10 protein-coding genes and 1 tRNA gene are annotated in these 17060 nt (G+C 59.8%); 9 read left to right on the forward strand and 2 right to left on the reverse strand.

Annotated elements, in window-relative coordinates:
- The first annotated feature begins 4 nt into the window (after nucleotides 1–4).
- The 7 genes from AAAU26_RS13675 (at nucleotide 5) to AAAU26_RS13705 (ending at nucleotide 12306) form a co-directional block, all read left to right on the forward strand.
- Nucleotides 5–2146 carry an S-layer homology domain-containing protein gene (locus AAAU26_RS13675; protein ID WP_227618887.1) on the forward strand — a complete coding sequence of 714 codons (2142 nt, stop codon included), beginning with the start codon at nucleotides 5–7 and terminating at the stop codon, nucleotides 2144–2146.
- Between the two features lie 138 nt (nucleotides 2147–2284).
- On the forward strand, nucleotides 2285–2995 hold the full coding sequence (locus tag AAAU26_RS13680; protein ID WP_158395466.1) for a LytR/AlgR family response regulator transcription factor: 711 nt from the start codon (nucleotides 2285–2287) through the stop codon (nucleotides 2993–2995).
- Nucleotides 2992–4272, forward strand: coding sequence for an ATP-binding protein (locus tag AAAU26_RS13685; RefSeq protein WP_227618888.1), 1281 nt, complete (start codon nucleotides 2992–2994; stop codon nucleotides 4270–4272). The genes AAAU26_RS13680 and AAAU26_RS13685 overlap by 4 nt, the downstream gene beginning before the upstream one ends.
- A 247-nt stretch (nucleotides 4273–4519) precedes the next feature.
- Nucleotides 4520–7468, forward strand: a complete 2949-nt coding sequence (locus AAAU26_RS13690) for a glycoside hydrolase family 3 N-terminal domain-containing protein (RefSeq protein WP_227618889.1) — start codon at nucleotides 4520–4522, stop codon at nucleotides 7466–7468.
- A 105-nt stretch (nucleotides 7469–7573) separates the two neighbouring features.
- Nucleotides 7574–9997, forward strand: a complete 2424-nt coding sequence (locus AAAU26_RS13695; RefSeq protein ID WP_227618890.1) for a glycoside hydrolase family 3 C-terminal domain-containing protein — start codon at nucleotides 7574–7576, stop codon at nucleotides 9995–9997.
- A gap of 13 nt (nucleotides 9998–10010) precedes the next feature.
- The gene (locus AAAU26_RS13700; RefSeq protein WP_158400317.1) at nucleotides 10011–10562 is read left to right on the forward strand and encodes a GtrA family protein; all 552 of its coding nucleotides are present in this window, start codon (nucleotides 10011–10013) and stop codon (nucleotides 10560–10562) included.
- Between the two features lie 226 nt (nucleotides 10563–10788).
- The gene (locus AAAU26_RS13705; protein ID WP_227618891.1) at nucleotides 10789–12306 is read left to right on the forward strand and encodes a sodium/proline symporter; all 1518 of its coding nucleotides are present in this window, start codon (nucleotides 10789–10791) and stop codon (nucleotides 12304–12306) included.
- A 52-nt stretch (nucleotides 12307–12358) separates the two neighbouring features.
- On the opposite strand, the gene AAAU26_RS13710 is transcribed toward AAAU26_RS13705, so the two are convergent.
- Together AAAU26_RS13710 and pckA are read right to left on the reverse strand one after the other, a co-directional pair.
- Nucleotides 12359–13984, reverse strand: coding sequence for an ABC transporter ATP-binding protein (locus AAAU26_RS13710; RefSeq protein WP_227618892.1), 1626 nt, complete (start codon nucleotides 13982–13984; stop codon nucleotides 12359–12361).
- Between the two features lie 176 nt (nucleotides 13985–14160).
- Nucleotides 14161–15765: a phosphoenolpyruvate carboxykinase (ATP) gene (pckA, locus tag AAAU26_RS13715; RefSeq protein WP_227618893.1), complete on the reverse strand. Its 1605-nt coding sequence runs from the start codon at nucleotides 15763–15765 to the stop codon at nucleotides 14161–14163.
- A gap of 492 nt (nucleotides 15766–16257) precedes the next feature.
- Here pckA and AAAU26_RS13720 point away from each other — a divergent pair, with 492 nt between their 5' ends.
- Entirely contained in the window at nucleotides 16258–16881 is a 624-nt protein-coding gene (locus AAAU26_RS13720; protein ID WP_227618894.1) for a hypothetical protein, read from the forward strand.
- A gap of 105 nt (nucleotides 16882–16986) precedes the next feature.
- Nucleotides 16987–17058 (forward strand) — tRNA-Glu (locus AAAU26_RS13725).
- Nucleotides 17059–17060: the final 2 nt, after the last annotated feature.

The following is a 17060-nucleotide window of genomic DNA, read 5'->3' on the forward strand; positions in this document are numbered from 1 at the left end:
TACCATGAAAAAACGATTCCTCGCATTCCTGCTGGCTGTCTGCGTGGCTGTTTCCATGCTGGTGCTGCCCGCTTCTGCGGTCGGCTCCAACGCGGCAGTCCAGACGGCGACGGCACTGGGCGGTCTGACCGCCGAGCAGGCCGGTTCTCTGGGTGCGCCCCTCACTCGTGGGCAGGCGGCCCGCCTCCTCACCGCATTCTCTGCTTACCGCGATACCACCACGGCACAGGGCCGCACCGGCCGCCTCTACAGCGATGTAGACAGCGACTCTCCCTATGCGGTCTACATCCGCACTGCCGTCCAGAACGGCTGGATGACCGGCTACTCCGACGGCAGCTTCCGTCCGGACAACACCGTCACGCTGGAAGAAGCCTGCACCATGGCGCTGCGCCTGCTGGGCTATGATGTGGCAAAGCTGGGTGGTACCTTCCCCACAGCTCAGCTCAGCAAGGCCAGCGCGCTGGGCCTGCGCAATGAGATCAATGCCCGTCAGGGCGAGACTCTGACCCTCGAGCAGGGTACCATGCTCTTCTACAACGCCCTCACCGCTATGAACGGCAGCGGTCAGGTCTACGCTTCCACCCTTGGCTTTGCCGTGAGCAACGGCCAGGTGGACATCTCTTCTGTCCTGCTGGACAACGTCAAGGGTCCCTTTGTGGCAGATGCTTCCACCGTCCTGCCTTTCGCCCCGGCGGCCATCTACCGCAACGACGAAGTCACCACCTCAGCGGCCCTCTCTCCCTATGATGTCTATTATTATAACGAGAGCGCCCGCACCGTCTGGCTCTACAACAAGCGCGCCGCAGGCCGCGTGACGGCTGTCTCGCCCTCGGCCAGCGCTCCGACCTCTGTGACCGTGGCCGGCGTCACCTACGCTATCGCTTCGCCCTCTGTGGCCTACCAGCTGTCCTCCCTGTCCGGCGGCGGCGTGGGTCAGGTGGTCACTCTGCTGCTGGGCATGAATGATGCAGCTGTCTCCGTCCTCACCGGCGACGCGGCAGACGCTGTGTTCTACGGCGTGGTCCAGTCCTCATCCCGCACCCTCGTGGAGACGAACAGCGCTGAGGTGCAGCAGGCTGTCTCGGTCATGTGTACCGACGGCACCGCCCGCACCGTCAATGTGGACAATAAGCTCAATTTCCCGGCCGGCAAGCTGGTGGAGATCAGCGTGGACGGTGACGGCGAAAGCGTCCAGTCCATCTCGTCCCGCTCGACCAGCGGCACCGTCAGCGCCGACGGCACCGCGCTGGGCGACACCCCGTTTGCAGACAACGTGCAGATCATTGATACGACGTCGGAGGGTGTGGCTGGGGCAGTTCGCCCCAGCCGCCTATCGGGGGTAACTCTGAGTGAAAGCGACGTCCGCTACTACACCACCAATTCCGCAGGCCAGATCGACCGGGTCATCCTCGACGATGTGACCGGTGACCTGTGGGAGTACGCTGCGCTGGATTCTGTCCGCCGCCTGACGGACGAAGCCGCCAAGAAGATTGACAAAAAAATCAGCGACAAGGCACAGGACGCCGCAAGAGAGGCCGCAGGCCTCCCCGCTGCGACCACCACCAAGGTGGACAAGACCGATGAGGAGACCTTCCAGGATGTGAAGAACATCCTTGTCCCCAGCACCAGCGATGTGCTCTACGGCCTCATCGACGGCAGTGTCGTCAGCTCTACCTGGAACACCCTTACCGGCAAGACGGACCAGCTGTTCAGCTATGTGCTCCGCCGTACCGGCGACAGCGTGGGCGGTACGCTGGGCGACTTCCTCAACTATCTGGGCGAGGGTGCGACCTACGTCTGCTACTCCGGCGGCAAACAGGTGGCCTACAGCACCGCCACCAAGTACCCCGTTATCGCAGGCGGCATCGCCATCGGCCGCTCTGCTGACGGCAAGGCCATCAACCGGATGCTCCAGCTCTCGCCGGTAGTCATCGATAAGCTGGGCGCAGCTTCGGTCATGAGCGGCGACAAGCGCTATGAGACCGCCGACGATATGCAGGTGTATCTGTGGTCGAACGGCCAGTATTTCGCGACCTCGCTGCCCAAGATCAACACCGAGGATTATAAGCTCATCGGCTGGTACGACAACTTCGGCTGCTCCGGCGGCAGGAAGATCCGTATCCTTGTGGCCGTCAAGACGAACTGAGCCTGAAATTTTCCAATCACAGAACAGCAGCCTCGCGGAAGATGAAGCGGGGCTGCTGTTTTATTCTCCTATTTGCCACACGCCCTATTTCGTGTTACAATAAAAACTAGAAAAATTGCGGAAAAAGGAGGTGCGGCAATGATACGCATTGCTCTGGTCGAGGACGAGGCAGAGGTGCGGGCGCAGCTTCAGGGCTATGTGCAGCGGCACACCCGGCAGTACGGCACCGAGTTCGCGGTGACGGAGTTCGCTGACGGCATGGAGCTGCTGGATGATTACCGCCCGGTGTACGACATCCTGTTTCTGGACGTGGAGATGAAGCATCTGGACGGCATGGAGACGGCCCGGCGAGTGCGGGAGCTGGACAAGGATGTTATCATTGTTTTCATCACGAATATGGCGCAGTACGCCATCGGCGGGTACGCCGTGGGCGCACTGGACTATGTGCTCAAGCCGGTGCCTTATTTTGCGTTTTCGCAGCAGCTGCGCAAGGCCGAAGAACAGCTGCGCCGCCGCGCACGGCATTATCTGGCCCTGCCGGTGGAGGGCGGGATGCGGCGGCTGGATTCGTCCCTCATCTATTATCTGGAAAGCGAGGGACACCGCGTCCATTTTTATACCGAAGAGGGCGATTTCGTGGCGGCAGGCACCCTGAAAGCCTTTGAGGAAAAGCTGGCCGAGCGGCCCTTTGCCCGCTGCAACAGCGGCTACCTTGTCAATCTGGCACAGGTGAAGAGCGTGCAGCAGGGGATGGTGCAGGTGGGACCCTACGAATTGCAGGTCAGCCGCCCCCGGCGGAAAGCCTTCCTCGCGGCGCTGGCCGACCACATCGGGGGTGAGGGTGCATGACGGCACTGCCCAACATCCCGCGCCTGTATACGGCGCTGGCCGAGTGTCTGGCCGTGGGCATCTACGCCCTGCCGCTGGGCATCCGCTTCGGCAAAACGGCCACCATCGCTGCCAGTGCGGCATGGGCGCTGGCCCTGAGTGCTTTTTTGCAGGCCACGGGCAGAGTTCCGCTGGCGTGGTGGATCCCCTGCATGGCGGCAGCTGTGGGGATACAGTATTTATACCTCTGGGTCACCCGCACCATCTCCCTGCTGGAAGCGGGCTATGTCTGCGCCCGGGCCTTCGTTCTGGCAGAGCTGGCGGCCAGCGCCGAGTGGCAGCTGCACTGCTTCCTCTGGCCTCAGCGCAGCGGGGCCGACGGCCTGTCACTGCTGCTTCTGGTGGTGGTCTATGGCGGCGTTTTCGGCTGCATCTGGGTGCTGGAGCATAAGCACAAAAGTCCCAAGGGCCATATCGTCATCAGCGGAAAAGCGGGCCTCGTGGCCGTCGTCATGGCGGCGATGGTCTTCGCGGTGAGCAACCTGCTGTTCTTGGGTGACCGCGAGGTGGATATGAGCGTCTACTACATCCGCACGCTGGTGGACATCTGCGGCGTGCTCATCCTGACGGTTCAGCACGAGCAGCTGCGGGAGGCGGCGCTCCACAGTGAGCTTGCCGCCATGGACGAGGTGCTCCACCGCCAGTACGAGCAGTACAAGCGGAGCAAAGAGGGCATCCGGCTCATCAACAGCCGCTATCACGAGCTGAAGATTCAAATCGCGGACATCCGCGCCGAGCGCGACCGGGCCAAGCAGGACGCGGCTCTGGCCCGGATGGAGAGCGGCATCCGGCAGTATGAAGCCGAGAACAAGACTGGCAACCCGGTATTGGATACCCTATTGACCGCCAAAAGCATGGACTGCCAGCAGCGCGGCATCAACATGACCAGCGTGGCCGACGGCAGCCAGCTGGGCTTTCTGAGCACGCGGGAGCTGTGTACCCTCGTAGGCGCGCCGCTGGACAACGCCATCGAGAGCGTGCTGGCCGAGCCTGACCCCGAAAAGCGTCTGCTGCGGGTGGCCATCTATAACCAGAGCGGCTGCGTGATGCTCCGCTTCGAGAACTACTGCGCCCAGCCTGTGGAGCTGGGCGCGGACGGTCTGCCCGTCCACAACGCCCACGGCGGCTATGACTTACAGGGCGTGCGTGCGGCCGCCCAGCACCACGACGGCACCATGACTCTTCATTGGGCCGACGGCTGGTTCACCCTGCGGATCCTGCTGCCTGTCCCATCGTGAGAAACGTCTCTGTCATCGCACAGCGATGACAGAGACGTTTTGCTATTCTGCACAATAAAACTGTTCTCGAAATTGTGGATTAGCACAATAAAATTTGAAACCAAATTGAAACTTCTGCAAAATATGCCTCCAAAATGACAGATTGTGAAGATGTTTGTGAATTTTCTTTGAATCCATTTATAATAGTGGCAATGCTCCGGGAGCTGTACCCGGAAAATATGGATTCAGAATAAGGAGGAAGAAAATTATGTTGTCCATCAATATGGATGATGTAATGCAGGTAGTTTCGAATATTCAGAACTATCTGATTGCATTCGGCGTCGTCCTCGTACTCGCGCTCCTCGTGATGTTCGCGGTGCGGAAGATGCCCAAAGCGAAAAAGAAGATGATTCGTGCGCAGTCCGGCCTCGCCATTCTGCTGGCGCTGGCGATTGTCGTCAACCTCATCTGCACCGGCCCCATGTCCACCATGCTGGATCTGGTCTCCGGCGAAGGTTCCATCAGTGAGGAGACTTCCGCAGAGGCCACCGAGCTGGTCAATGAGATCACCCAGGAAGGCATCGTTCTGGCTCAGAACGACGACAACATCCTGCCTGTGGCTTCCGGTTCCAAGCTGAACGTCTTCGGCTGGGCTTCCACCAGCCCCTGCTACGGCGGCACCGGTTCCGGCGCTCTGAACGACGCTTACCCTGTCACCGACCTGCTCACCGGTCTGCATGATGCAGGCATCGAGACCAACGACGAGCTGAGCAAGTTCTACACCGATTACTGCTCCACCCGCCCCAGCGTCGGCATGGCACAGCAGGACTGGACCCTGCCCGAGCCGAATGTCAGCCTGTACACCGACGAGATGATGGCAAACGCCAAGGCATACTCTGACACCGCCATGGTCGTCATCACCCGCGTCGGCGGTGAGGGCGCAGACCTTCCCACCGATATGTCTGCTGTCGTGGACGGCAGCTGGGTCCGCCGTGTGGCAGATTACCGTGGTTCTCAGCGCGGCGCCGGCTACTACAACGGCACTTACGATGACAGCCTGAACGAGGGCAATGACTGGGATAAGGGCGACCACTTCCTGCAGCTGTCCAACCGCGAGGAAGAGCTCATCGACCTCGTCACTTCCAACTTCGACAACGTCGTCGTCGTTTACAACGGCGCAAACGCTTTCGAGATGGACTGGGTCAAGAACTACCCCCAGATCAAGGGCGTCCTGCTCTGCCCTGGCACCGGCCAGTCCGGCTTTGAGGGCTTTGGCCGCGTGGTCGCCGGTGAGGTCAATCCCTCCGGCCGTACCGCTGACACCTATGCTGCTGACCTGACCGCTTCTCCGTGGTGGAACAACTTCGGTGACTTCAAGTACACCAACGCCACCGAGCTGGATTCCGATTCCAGCTTCTTCGACCCCGCAGGCGCTACTGCATCCTTCGTCAACTACGCTGAGGGCATCTATGTCGGCTACAAGTTCTATGAGACTGCTGCCGATGAAGGCCTCATCGACTACGACAAGGAAGTTGTCTATCCCTTTGGCTACGGCCTGAGCTACACCACCTTCACCCAGAAGATGAGCGACATCACCAGCGACGGCAGCAGCCTGAAGTTCTCTGTCACCGTCACCAATACCGGCTCTGCTGCCGGCAAGGATGTCGTGGAGATCTATAATGATCCTCCGTACACCAACGGCGGCATTGAGAAGGCCTCCGCAAACCTGCTGGACTTCGCCAAGACCAGCGAGCTTGCCCCCGGCGAGAGCGAGACCATCGACTTCACCATCCCGGTCGAGGATCTGGCTTCCTACGATTACAAGAACAACGGCTGCTATGTGCTGGAGGCTGGCGGTTACATCATCAGCACCAACTCTGACTCCCACAATGTTCTGGATTCCAAGACCTACACTGTTGCTTCCGACATCGTTTACAACGAGTCCAACAAGCGCGAGAGCGACGCTGTTGCAGCGACCAATCAGTTCGATTTCGCAGAGGGCGAGATCACCTATCTGTCCCGTGCGGACGGTTTTGCAAACTATGCTGAGGCCACTGCCGCTCCTGCTGATTACAACATGAGCGATGAGGTCAAGGCTGTCTTCGACAACGCACACACCTACACTGAGGTCAACTACGAGAAGGACGATGACCCCAACGCAGAGGACATCACCACCGGCGCAAAGAACGGCCTCAAGCTGGCTGACCTGCGCGGCGTGGATTACAACGATTCCAAGTGGGATGACCTGCTGGATGAGATGAGCATCGACGACCTGCAGCAGACCATCGGCTTCGGCGGCTATCAGACTGCAGCTGTGGACAGCATCGGCAAGGTGCGCACCAACGACTGTGACGGCCCTGCGTCCATCAACAACAACTTCACCGGCGTCGGCTCTGTCGGTTTCCCGGCTGCTACCCTCATCGGCATGACTTGGAGCAAAGATCTGGCACACGACTTCGGCGACAGCATCGGCAAGATGGCCAACGAGATGAACACGTCCGGCTGGTATGGCCCGGCAATGAACATCCACCGCACCGCTTTTGCAGGCCGTAACTTCGAGTACTACTCGGAGGACGGTGTCCTGTCCGGTGCTATGGCCGCAAACGCCATCGCAGGCGCACAGGAGCACGGCGTCTACGCTTACATGAAGCACTTCGCCCTGAACGATCAGGAAGGCAACCGTACTTCTATGCTGGCTACCTGGTCCAACGAGCAGGCTATCCGCGAGATCTACCTCAAGCCCTTCGAGATGTCTGTCAAGGATGCTGACTGCCACGCTGTCATGTCTTCCTTCAACTACATCGGCAGCCGCTGGGCTGGCGGCTGCAAGGAGCTGCTGCAGAACGTCCTGCGCGGTGAGTGGGGCTTCCTCGGCTTCGTCGAGACCGACTACTTCGGTGTCTACGGCTACATGACCGCTGATCAGGGCGTCCGCAACGGCAGCGATCTGATGCTCTGCACCACCGGCAATGACTTCAACAAGATGACTGTTCTGACCAACAGCAGCAAGCAGGCAATGCGCACCTCTGCCAAGAACATCCTCTACACTGTGGTCAACAGCCGCGCTTATGAGGCTGAGAACCTGAACCCCGGCATGGCAAAGTGGAAGGTCATCATGATCGGTGCTGACGTCGTGGCCGCGCTGCTCATCGTTGGCCTGGAGTACACCGCCATCAAGAACTACAAGAAGCGCAAGGAAGAGGAAGAAGAAGTCTAAACCGGACCCTCTCTCCATGCAGCACCTGAACTGAACCAACGGCAAAGGCCCGCTGCACCAGACAGCGGGCCTTTGCCCTGCTCAGGATAAAATGAGGAAAATGCGATGAAGCATACCGACATCATCCAGAAACTGAACTTAGAGCAAAAATGCGCTCTGCTCTCGGGCGAGACTGTCTTTACCACCCGCGCTCTGCCGGGCAAGGGCATCCCGGCCATCACCCTTTCGGACGGCCCCAACGGTGTCCGCAAGCAGGCCGGCGCCGCCGACCATCTGGGCCTCAACCCCAGCGTTCCGGCAACCTGTTTCCCGACCTCTTCCGCCACTGCGTGCAGCTGGGATGAGAAGCTGGGCGAAGCCGTGGGCGAGGCACTGGGCGAGGAAGCCGCTGCACAGGAAGTGGCTGTCCTGCTCGGCCCTGGCCTGAACATCCAGCGCAGCCCCCTTTGCGGCCGCGACTTCGAGTATTTCTCGGAAGACCCCATCCTCGCGGGCAGGATGGCCGCTGCCTATGTGCGCGGCATCCAGAAAAACGGCATCTCTGCCTGCCCCAAGCACTTTGCGGTCAACAGTCAGGAGTTGCGCCGCATGGCCAGCGACTCGGTGCTCGATGAGCGCACCCTGCGGGAGCTGTATCTGACCGGTTTCGAGATCGTGGTGAAAGAGGCAAAGCCCAAGACCATCATGACCTCCTACAACCTCATCAACGGCACCTATGCCAACGAGAATGCCCACCTGCTGCAGGACATTCTGCGGAAGGACTGGGGCTTCGACGGGGCCGTCGTCACCGACTGGGGCGGCTCCAATGACCACGCCCTCGGCGTGAAGAACGGCTCCACCCTCGAAATGCCCTGTCCCGGCGGCGACTCCATCCGGGAGCTGATGAAGGCCGTACAGGACGGCAAAATTTCCGAGGCCGACGTGGACGCCCGCCTCGACGAGATGCTGGAACTGGTGTTCTCCACCCACGCTGCGGTGGAAAAAGCGCCCCGCACCTTCGACGCTGCCGCGCACCATAAGCTTGCCCGCCGCGCGGCCGCAGAGAGCATCGTCCTGCTCAGGAACGAGGGCGGCATCCTGCCGCTCAAGCCCAATGAGAAGCTGGCCGTCATCGGCGACTTTGCCGAGACGCCCCGCTATCAGGGCGCAGGCTCCAGCGCCGTCAACGCCCTGCAGGTGGACACCCTGCTGGACAGCATCAAGGCCGACGGCAGCGGCATCACCTTCGTGGGCTATGCCTCCGGTTTCGAGCGTCAGGGTGCAGCTGACGCCGAGAAGCTGGAAGAGGCTGTGGCCCTCGCAAAGAAGGCGGACACCGTTCTGCTCTGCCTCGGCCTCGATGAGCTGCGAGAGAGCGAAGGCCTCGACCGCGCCGACATGAAGCTGGCCGAGAATCAGCAGCAACTTCTGGCCGCTGTGGCTGCCGTCAACCCGAACGTCGTCGTTCTGCTGAGCGCCGGTGCACCGATAGAGACGCCGTGGGTCGGCCAGTGCAGGGCACTGGTCTACGGCGCACTGGGCGGACAGGCAGGTGCAGGCGCGGCCGCAGACATCCTCACCGGCAAGCTCTGCCCCTGCGGCAAGCTGTCCCAGACCTGGGCGCAGGCTTACGACGACACCCCCGCCAAGGCGAACTTCGGCGGTGAGGGCCGGAACGTGGAGTACCGCGAGGGCCTGTATGTGGGCTACCGGTACTATCAGACCGCCGGTGTGCCGGTGGCGTTCCCCTTCGGCTACGGCCTGAGCTACACCACCTTCGAGTACAGTGATTTGAAGGCAGACGAGAAGGGTGTGACCCTCACCGTCACCAACACTGGCAGCTGTGCCGGCGCCGAGATCGTCCAGCTCTACGTCGCAAAGCAGGACGCAAAAATCTTCCGTCCGGTGCAGGAGCTGAAGGGCTTTGCAAAGGTCTTCCTCGCCCCCGGCGAGAGCAGGGCGGTGAGCATCGCTCTGGACGACAAGGCGTTCCGCTACTGGAACGTCAAGACTGACCGCTGGGAAGTCGAAGGCGGAAGCTATCAGCTCCGCGTGGGTGCATCCAGCGCAGACATCCGCCTGACGGCGGAAGTCTCCGTCAAGGGGACCAACGCTCCCGACCCCTACGAAGGTCTCGACCTGCTCCACTACGTCTCCGGTCAGATCACCTATGTGACCGACGCCGAGTTCGAGGCTCTGCTGGGCCACCCTGTGCCGGAGGATGTCGTCCGCATCGACCGGAACATGACGCTGGGCGAGATGGACCATGGCCGCAGTCCGCTGGGCTGGGTGGCACAGAAGGTGCTGCGCTACCGTCTGGACAGCAGCTTTGCAAAAGGCACCCCCGACCTGAACACCGTGTTCCAGTATAATATGCCGCTGCGCGCGCTGGCCAAGATGACCAACGGCATGGTGAGCATGGGCATGGTAGACGGCCTCGTCTGGGAGCTGAAAGGCTTCTGGCTCGTGGGCATCCTTCGGGTCAGCTATGAGTTCGTCAAGAATCTCATCCTGAACAGCCAGATGGAAAACCGGCTCAAAAACAGCTGAAAGGAATAAGGTCATGAATTTCTGGAATAACTTTGCCGCAAAGCATCCGGCTGCGGCCAAATGGGTGCGGGAGGGCGGACTGTTCGTCATCGTGTCCAACCTCATCACCGTGTTCAAATATCTGCTTCTGCAGTTCCTGCCCAAGGCGTTTGCAAGCCTGCCGGTGGTGGACTTCGGCTGGCCGGGCATCGACATCACCCTGTTCGGCGAGACCTTCAAGTGGAACATCCTCGGCTACGACGCCGCCCACGGCGGCCTGCCCTACTTCTGCGCCTACATGGTGGCCATGGTCATCGGCGAGTGCATCAATTTTCCCATCCAGCGCAACTTTGTCTTCCGCAGCAAGGGCAACCTCGCCAAGCAGATCGGCTGGTATCTGCTGGCCTTCTGCCTCATCACCTGCATCGTCAACTCCATCAACTGCATCTGGGTGGCTGTGGCCGGTCTGCTGGTGCCTGATTTCATCTACAACATCGGCACCACGGTGCTCAACGGCGGCATTTCGATGGTCATCTTCTTCTTCGTGAACAAGATCATCTTCCCCGAAGGCGAAGCCGCAAAATAATCTGTCATCTTCTTTATTTTCATCATTTTCTTCATCCGAGCCAACAGGCCGTCCTCTTCCAGAGGACGGCCTGTTGGCATATTGAGTGGTTTTGGACGCTGCAAAGGACGAAATTTCGGTCATAGGGTAAGAATCTGCCCAAGGGTCTTGCACTTTGATGCTTTACTGTGGTAAAATCATGCCATGCTTTTATCATAGAGGAAAAAGCACCAAAGGGGGAACGTGTATGAGTGAGATCTGTATCATCGTCACCATCGTCGTCTATCTTGCGGCCATGCTGCTGGTGGGTTTCGCCTATAGCAAGACCAACAACGACAGCGCCGACTTCTACCTCGGCGGCCGGAAGATGGGGCCGCTGGTCACGGCCATGAGCGCCGAGGCCAGCGATATGTCCAGCTGGCTGCTGATGGGGATGCCGGGTCTGGCCTATCTGACAGGCATTGCCTCGCCGGGCTGGACGGCCATCGGCCTTGCGCTGGGTACCTGGCTCAACTGGCTCATCGTGGCCCGGCGGCTCCGCCGCTATTCGGCCAACCTCGACGCCATCACGGTACCGCAGTTCTTGTCGCTTCGCTTCCATGACCAGCGCAACCTGCTGAACGCTCTGGGCGCGGTCATCATCATCGTCTTTTTCGTGCCGTATACGGCCTCGGGCTTTGCGGCCTGCGGCAAGCTGTTCCACAGCCTCTTCGGCGTAGATTACATGGCAGCAATGCTGGTGTCGGCCCTCGTCATCGTGGGCTATACCATTCTGGGCGGCTTCCGCGCCGTCACCACCACCGACCTTATCCAGTCGATGGTCATGTCGCTGGCCCTCATCGCGGTGCTGGGCTACGGCATCGTTGTGGCAGGCGGCTGGGGTGCTGTGGTGGAGAACGCCCAGAGCCTTTCCGGCTACCTGACCATGACGGCCAGCCACGACGCTGTGACCGGCGGGGCCACGTCCTACAGCCTGCTGGACATCGTCTCCACCATGGCGTGGGGCCTCGGCTACTTCGGTATGCCCCACATCCTGCTCCGCTTCATGGCCATCGAGGACGAGAAGAAGCTGGTGCTCAGCCGCCGCATTGCCACCGTCTGGGTGGTCATCGCCATGGCGGCGTCCATCGTCATCGGCATGGTGGGCCTCGGCATGACCAGGGTTGGTGCGCTGGAATTCCTCAGCGGCTCGTCCAGTGAGACCCTTATCGTCCGCATCGCCAGCCTCATCAGCCAGCACGGTGTGCTGGCGGCAGTCCTCGCCGGACTCATCCTTGCAGGCATCCTGGCGGCTACGATGTCCACGGCGGACAGCCAGATGCTGGCCGCTGCGTCCAGCGTGTCCCAGAACATTTTGCAGGAGTTCGGCCACCTCAAACTGAGCGAGAAGCAGAGCCTCTTCGCAGCCCGCCTGACCATCATCTGTGTCAGCGTGGTGGGCGTGGTGCTGGCCCGCGACCCGGATTCCAGCGTTTTTGGCATCGTCAGCTTTGCGTGGGCCGGTTTCGGCGGCTCCTTCGGCGCTGTCGTCCTCTGCGCCCTGTTCTGGAAGCGCTGCAACTGGCAGGGCGCGCTGGCCGGTATGCTCTGCGGCGGCCTGATGGTCTTCGTCTGGAAGTACATTGTCAGCCCGCTGGGCGGCGTCTTCGGCATCTATGAGCTTCTGCCCGCCTTCCTCGTCTCGCTGGCCGTCTGCGTGGTGGTCAGCCTCGTGACCCCGGCTCCCACGGAGGATATTCTGGCCGAGTTCGACGCGGCAAAATAACCGGTAAAAACAAGAGGAGGGCCTGTGCTGAAACCCGGCACAGGCTCTCCTTTTATGCTTGTGTGACGCTTCCGTGTTCCACCCGGTATACCTTGTCAAACTGTTTCATGAACGCCCCCGAGACGTCGTGGGTGATGGCGACCACCATGCAGGGGAGAGCGAGGAGCTTTTCCATGACCTGACCGCTGGTGTCGGGGTCGAGGCTGGCAGTAATTTCATCGGCAATGATGAGGTCATACCGGCGGAGCACCAGCCGTGCGATGCCGATGCGCTGGCGCTGCCCGCCGGAGAGGTTCTTGCCGTTCTCGCTGATGAGGGTGTCGAGGCCGTCGGGCAGGGTGCTTACCCAGTCGGAAAGGCCCGCCGTCTCCACGGCGTGGGTCAGCTGCTCTTCGGGGAAATCCTCACCCAGGCAGATGTTGCTGCGGAGGGTGTCGTTGAAGAGATAGGTGGTCTGGGCGATGTAGCCCACCCGCTGGTAGAGGCTCTGACGGTCGATGCCGCGCAACTGCTGGCCGTTGAAGAGGATGCTGCCGGTATAGTCTGGGTAGTACTGGAACAGCAGCTTTGCCAGTGTAGACTTGCCGCAGCCGCTCTCGCCCACGAGAACGGCCTTTTCCTGCCCGGAAACGGTCAGCCGGACACCGCTCAGCACCGGCGCGGCAGCACCCGGATAAGTAAAGCCGGTGTCTTGGCACTCGATGTGCTCAAGCCTGCCGATGGGCTGACCTTTGGGCGTTTCTTCCGGGCCGGACATGGCGTCTTCTAACCGCTGGCGGATACCTTTGGAGGACCTGACCTTGGCCCAGCACTGAGCGATCTGGCTGCAGGGCGTGATGACGAAATTCGCCATGCTGGCGGCGGTGGAGACGGTGCCGATCGTCAGACGGCCATCAAAGGCGAGGAACAGGCCCACCAGCATGACGATGGGGAAGATGAGGTTGCTGATGAGAGAGGTATTGACCACCATTGCATTGAGGCTCTGCTGATAGCCCAGCTCGCTGGTGCGGGCCTGCCGAGCCGCGTCCCGGTGGCGGGCGGCGTAGGCGTCCTCCCGCAGAAAGCCCCGGATGACCTCAAACCCGCCCAGAAGCTCTTTGAGCTGTTGGGTGTAGACCGCCATCTGGAGCGAGAAGGCGTCGCGGGCGGCTTTGAGCCGCTCGTTCATCTTGCGGGGCAGCACCAGCGGCGGCACGGTCACGAGCAAAATCGCCGCCAGCATCACCGGGCTGATGTAGAGGTACATTCCCAGAGCGCAGAGCATGATGCCGCCCCAGAACACGATATTGAAGATGGACATATAATAGTCGTCGTAGAGGGTGCGCAGGTCGGTAGTCAGCAGGGAGAGATAGGCTGCGTCGCCCTCCCGCTGATATTGGGACACCGGGCGGCGCAGCACCCGCTCCATGACCTGTCCCCGTACCTGCTCCACGGCACCGCAGGCGAGTTTTGTAAAGGAGCGGCGGCTCAGCCGTTCGAAAAACCAGCTGGTGAAGGTGATGAGGAACACCAGCCCCATATAGCCCAGCGCCTCCTGCTTGCTCTTGGAGTCGATGAGCCACTTGAGCTGGAAGCTTTTCAGCGGCGCGAAAAAGGATACCACCGCCGTAAAGAGCACAAAGACGATGAGCTTCGCCCAGTGGTGCTTGAAGTAGTCGTTGACTGTCTGATTATTCATAAGCAATACCCCTTATATGTCCCGAAAGGCTTCCTGCCGCGGTGCAGAATTTGGACTAAGTATAACATGGTTCCGCAAAAAAAAAATAGGTTTCGCCATTTTTTCGGGACATAAAAATCCCCCTGCCCGGTGTGGACAGGGGGATAAAAGCTCTTTATGTAAGAGGTGCTGTCAGCTTACAGCTGGGGGCCGGCGGAGACCAGAGCCTTGCCGTGCTCGTTGCCCTCGTACTTTGCGAAGTTCTTGATGAAGCGGCCAGCCAGATCCTTGGCCTTCTCTTCCCACTGAGCGGCATCTGCGTAGGTGTCGCGGGGGTCGAGGATAGCGGGGTCAACGCCGGGCAGAGCAGTGGGGACCTCGAAATCGAAGTAGGGGATCTTCTTGGTGGGAGCCTCGTTGATGGCACCGCTCAGGATAGCGTCGATGATGCCGCGGGTATCCTTGATGGAGATGCGCTTGCCGGTGCCGTTCCAGCCGGTGTTGACCAGATAAGCCTTGGCGCCGCTCTTCTGCATCTTCTTGACCAGCTCCTCAGCGTACTTGGTGGGGTGCAGCTCCAGGAAGGCCTGACCGAAGCAGGCGGAGAAGGTGGGGGTGGGCTCGGTGATGCCGCGCTCGGTGCCGGCCAGCTTTGCGGTAAAGCCGGACAGGAAGTAGTACTGGGTCTGCTCCGGGGTCAGGATGGAGACCGGGGGCAGGACGCCGAATGCATCAGCAGACAGGAAGATGACATTCTTGGCTGCGGGTGCAGAAGAGATGGGGCGGACGATGTTCTGGATGTGGTCGATGGGGTAGGAGACGCGGGTGTTCTCGGTCACGCTCTTGTCGGCGAAATCGATGTGGCCCTCAGCGTCCAGAGTGACGTTCTCCAGCAGAGCGTTGCGCTTGATGGCGTTGTAGATGTCGGGCTCAGAGTCCTTGTCCAGGTTGATGACCTTTGCGTAGCAGCCGCCCTCGAAGTTGAAGACGCCGTTGTCGTCCCAGCCGTGCTCGTCATCGCCGATGAGCAGACGCTTCGGGTCGGTGGACAGGGTGGTCTTGCCGGTGCCGGACAGACCGAAGAAGATGGCAGTGTTCTTGCCCTCCTTATCGGTGTTGGCAGAGCAGTGCATGGAAGCGATGCCCTTCAGCGGCAGGAAGTAGTTCATCATGGAGAACATACCCTTCTTCATCTCGCCGCCATACCAGGTGTTGACGATGACCTGCTCCTTGCTGGTGATGTTGAACAGCACAGCAGTCTCAGAGTTCAGGCCCAGCTCCTTGTAGTTCTCGACCTTAGCCTTGGAAGCGTTGTAGACAACGAAATCAGGCTCGAAGTTTGCCAGCTCCTCAGCGGTGGGCTTGATGAACATATTGGTGACGAAATGTGCCTGCCAGGCCACTTCCATGATGAAGCGGACGGCCATGCGGGTGTCCTTGTTGGCGCCGCAGAAAGCATCCACGACGTACAGGCGCTTGTTGGAGAGCTCCTTCTTGGCGATCTCCTTCACAGCTTCCCAGGCTTCCTGAGAAGCGGGGTGGTTGTCGTTCTTGTACTCGTCGCTGGTCCACCACACGGTGTCCTTGGAGTTCTCGTCCATGACGATGAACTTATCCTTGGGGGAGCGGCCGGTGTAGATACCGGTCATGACGTTGACAGCGCCCAGCTCGCTGACCTGGCCCTTCTCGTAGCCTTCCAGTTCGGGCTTGGTCTCCTCCTCGAACAGCTGCTCGTAAGAGGGATTGTACACGATCTCGGTCGTGCCGGTGATACCATACTTGCTCAGATCCAACTTTGCCATGATACTTATACCTCTTCTTTCGTTCAGGTCATCGTCCAGACACCAGCGGTAAGCTGCCCTCAGCCAAAAGGACACCGCAAAAGGACGACGAAAAGAAATACAGATGCGTATTCTCCTGTATATCATTATACATAAATTGGGGCCGAAATCAACCGGCGGGGCGGTTTTCTTCGGGTAAAAGCAACAAATCTTATTAAGAATCTGGGGTATTTGAGACGGTTTCGTAAAAAATCTTGGCCCGTTTGCCTGCACAAATTAAAGATTTTATGCCAAAAACAAATCTTTGATAAAATTTTATCGATTTGGGATACAAGGAGCGGAAATCAGGAGAGAAGAGGCTGCAATTTTGGGCCGCGAAAAAACGTATTATAAGTAGAGACACAAAATATTTGTGGATATTTTGCGATTTATCTGGAAAAAACGCACGACTTATGATATACTGAGCCAGTCTGACCCGCGGCCATGAGCCGCCAGCATGGAGAAACAACGACGATGAAGACGCTTTACATATTTCTTACCCGCTCCGGCACCCTGCTCTCGAACCTCGTGTACAGCCTGACCGGTGCGCAGTACACTCACATCTCCCTCGCCTTCGACGAGGACCTGAGTACCCTCTACAGCTCTACCCGCAAGAATGGTTATACCATGTTCCCCGCAGGTCCCAGCCGGGAGTACCTGAACCGGGGCGTGTTCCTCATGCGGGAGAACATCCCCTGCGCCCTCTACGCGCTGGAAGTGACGGACGAAGCCTACACCCGCGCCAAGCGCCGCACTCAACACATGATGCACCACGGTGAGCTCTACCGCTTCAATTCGCTGGGTCTGCTGCTCTGTTGGATGCATATCCGCTGGCAGCGCCGTCGGCATTACTTCTGCTCCCAGTTCGTCAGTGAGGTGCTCCAGAAGAGCGGTGCGCTGGAGCTGCCAAAGCCCAGCACCCTCATGCACCCCAGCGATTACGCCGAGCTGCCCGAGCTGCGCTGCCTCTACCGCGGTACGCTGGCCGGCCTGCCCCAGCGCCAGAGCATGGAGCTGGGCGAGGTGGAGAGCGTCATGGGCCTTTACCTGAACGTCCTTCTGGGGGCCGTGAAGGGCAGAGCACGTCGGCTGTTCTGATTTTTTCGAAATTTTTGCCGAAAAATTGAAAATGCCTGTTGACAAAGGGGGTGCGCTGTGCTAAAATAATCGAGTCGGGAACAACACCCGATGCAATGGTAGTATGGCCCGTTGGTCAAGCGGTTAAGACAGAGGCCTCTCACGCCTTTAACATCGGTTCGATTCCGGTACGGGTCACC

It is taken from the genome of Faecalibacterium longum (genome assembly GCF_040094125.1).
GTDB classification, from domain to species: domain Bacteria; phylum Bacillota; class Clostridia; order Oscillospirales; family Ruminococcaceae; genus Faecalibacterium; species Faecalibacterium longum.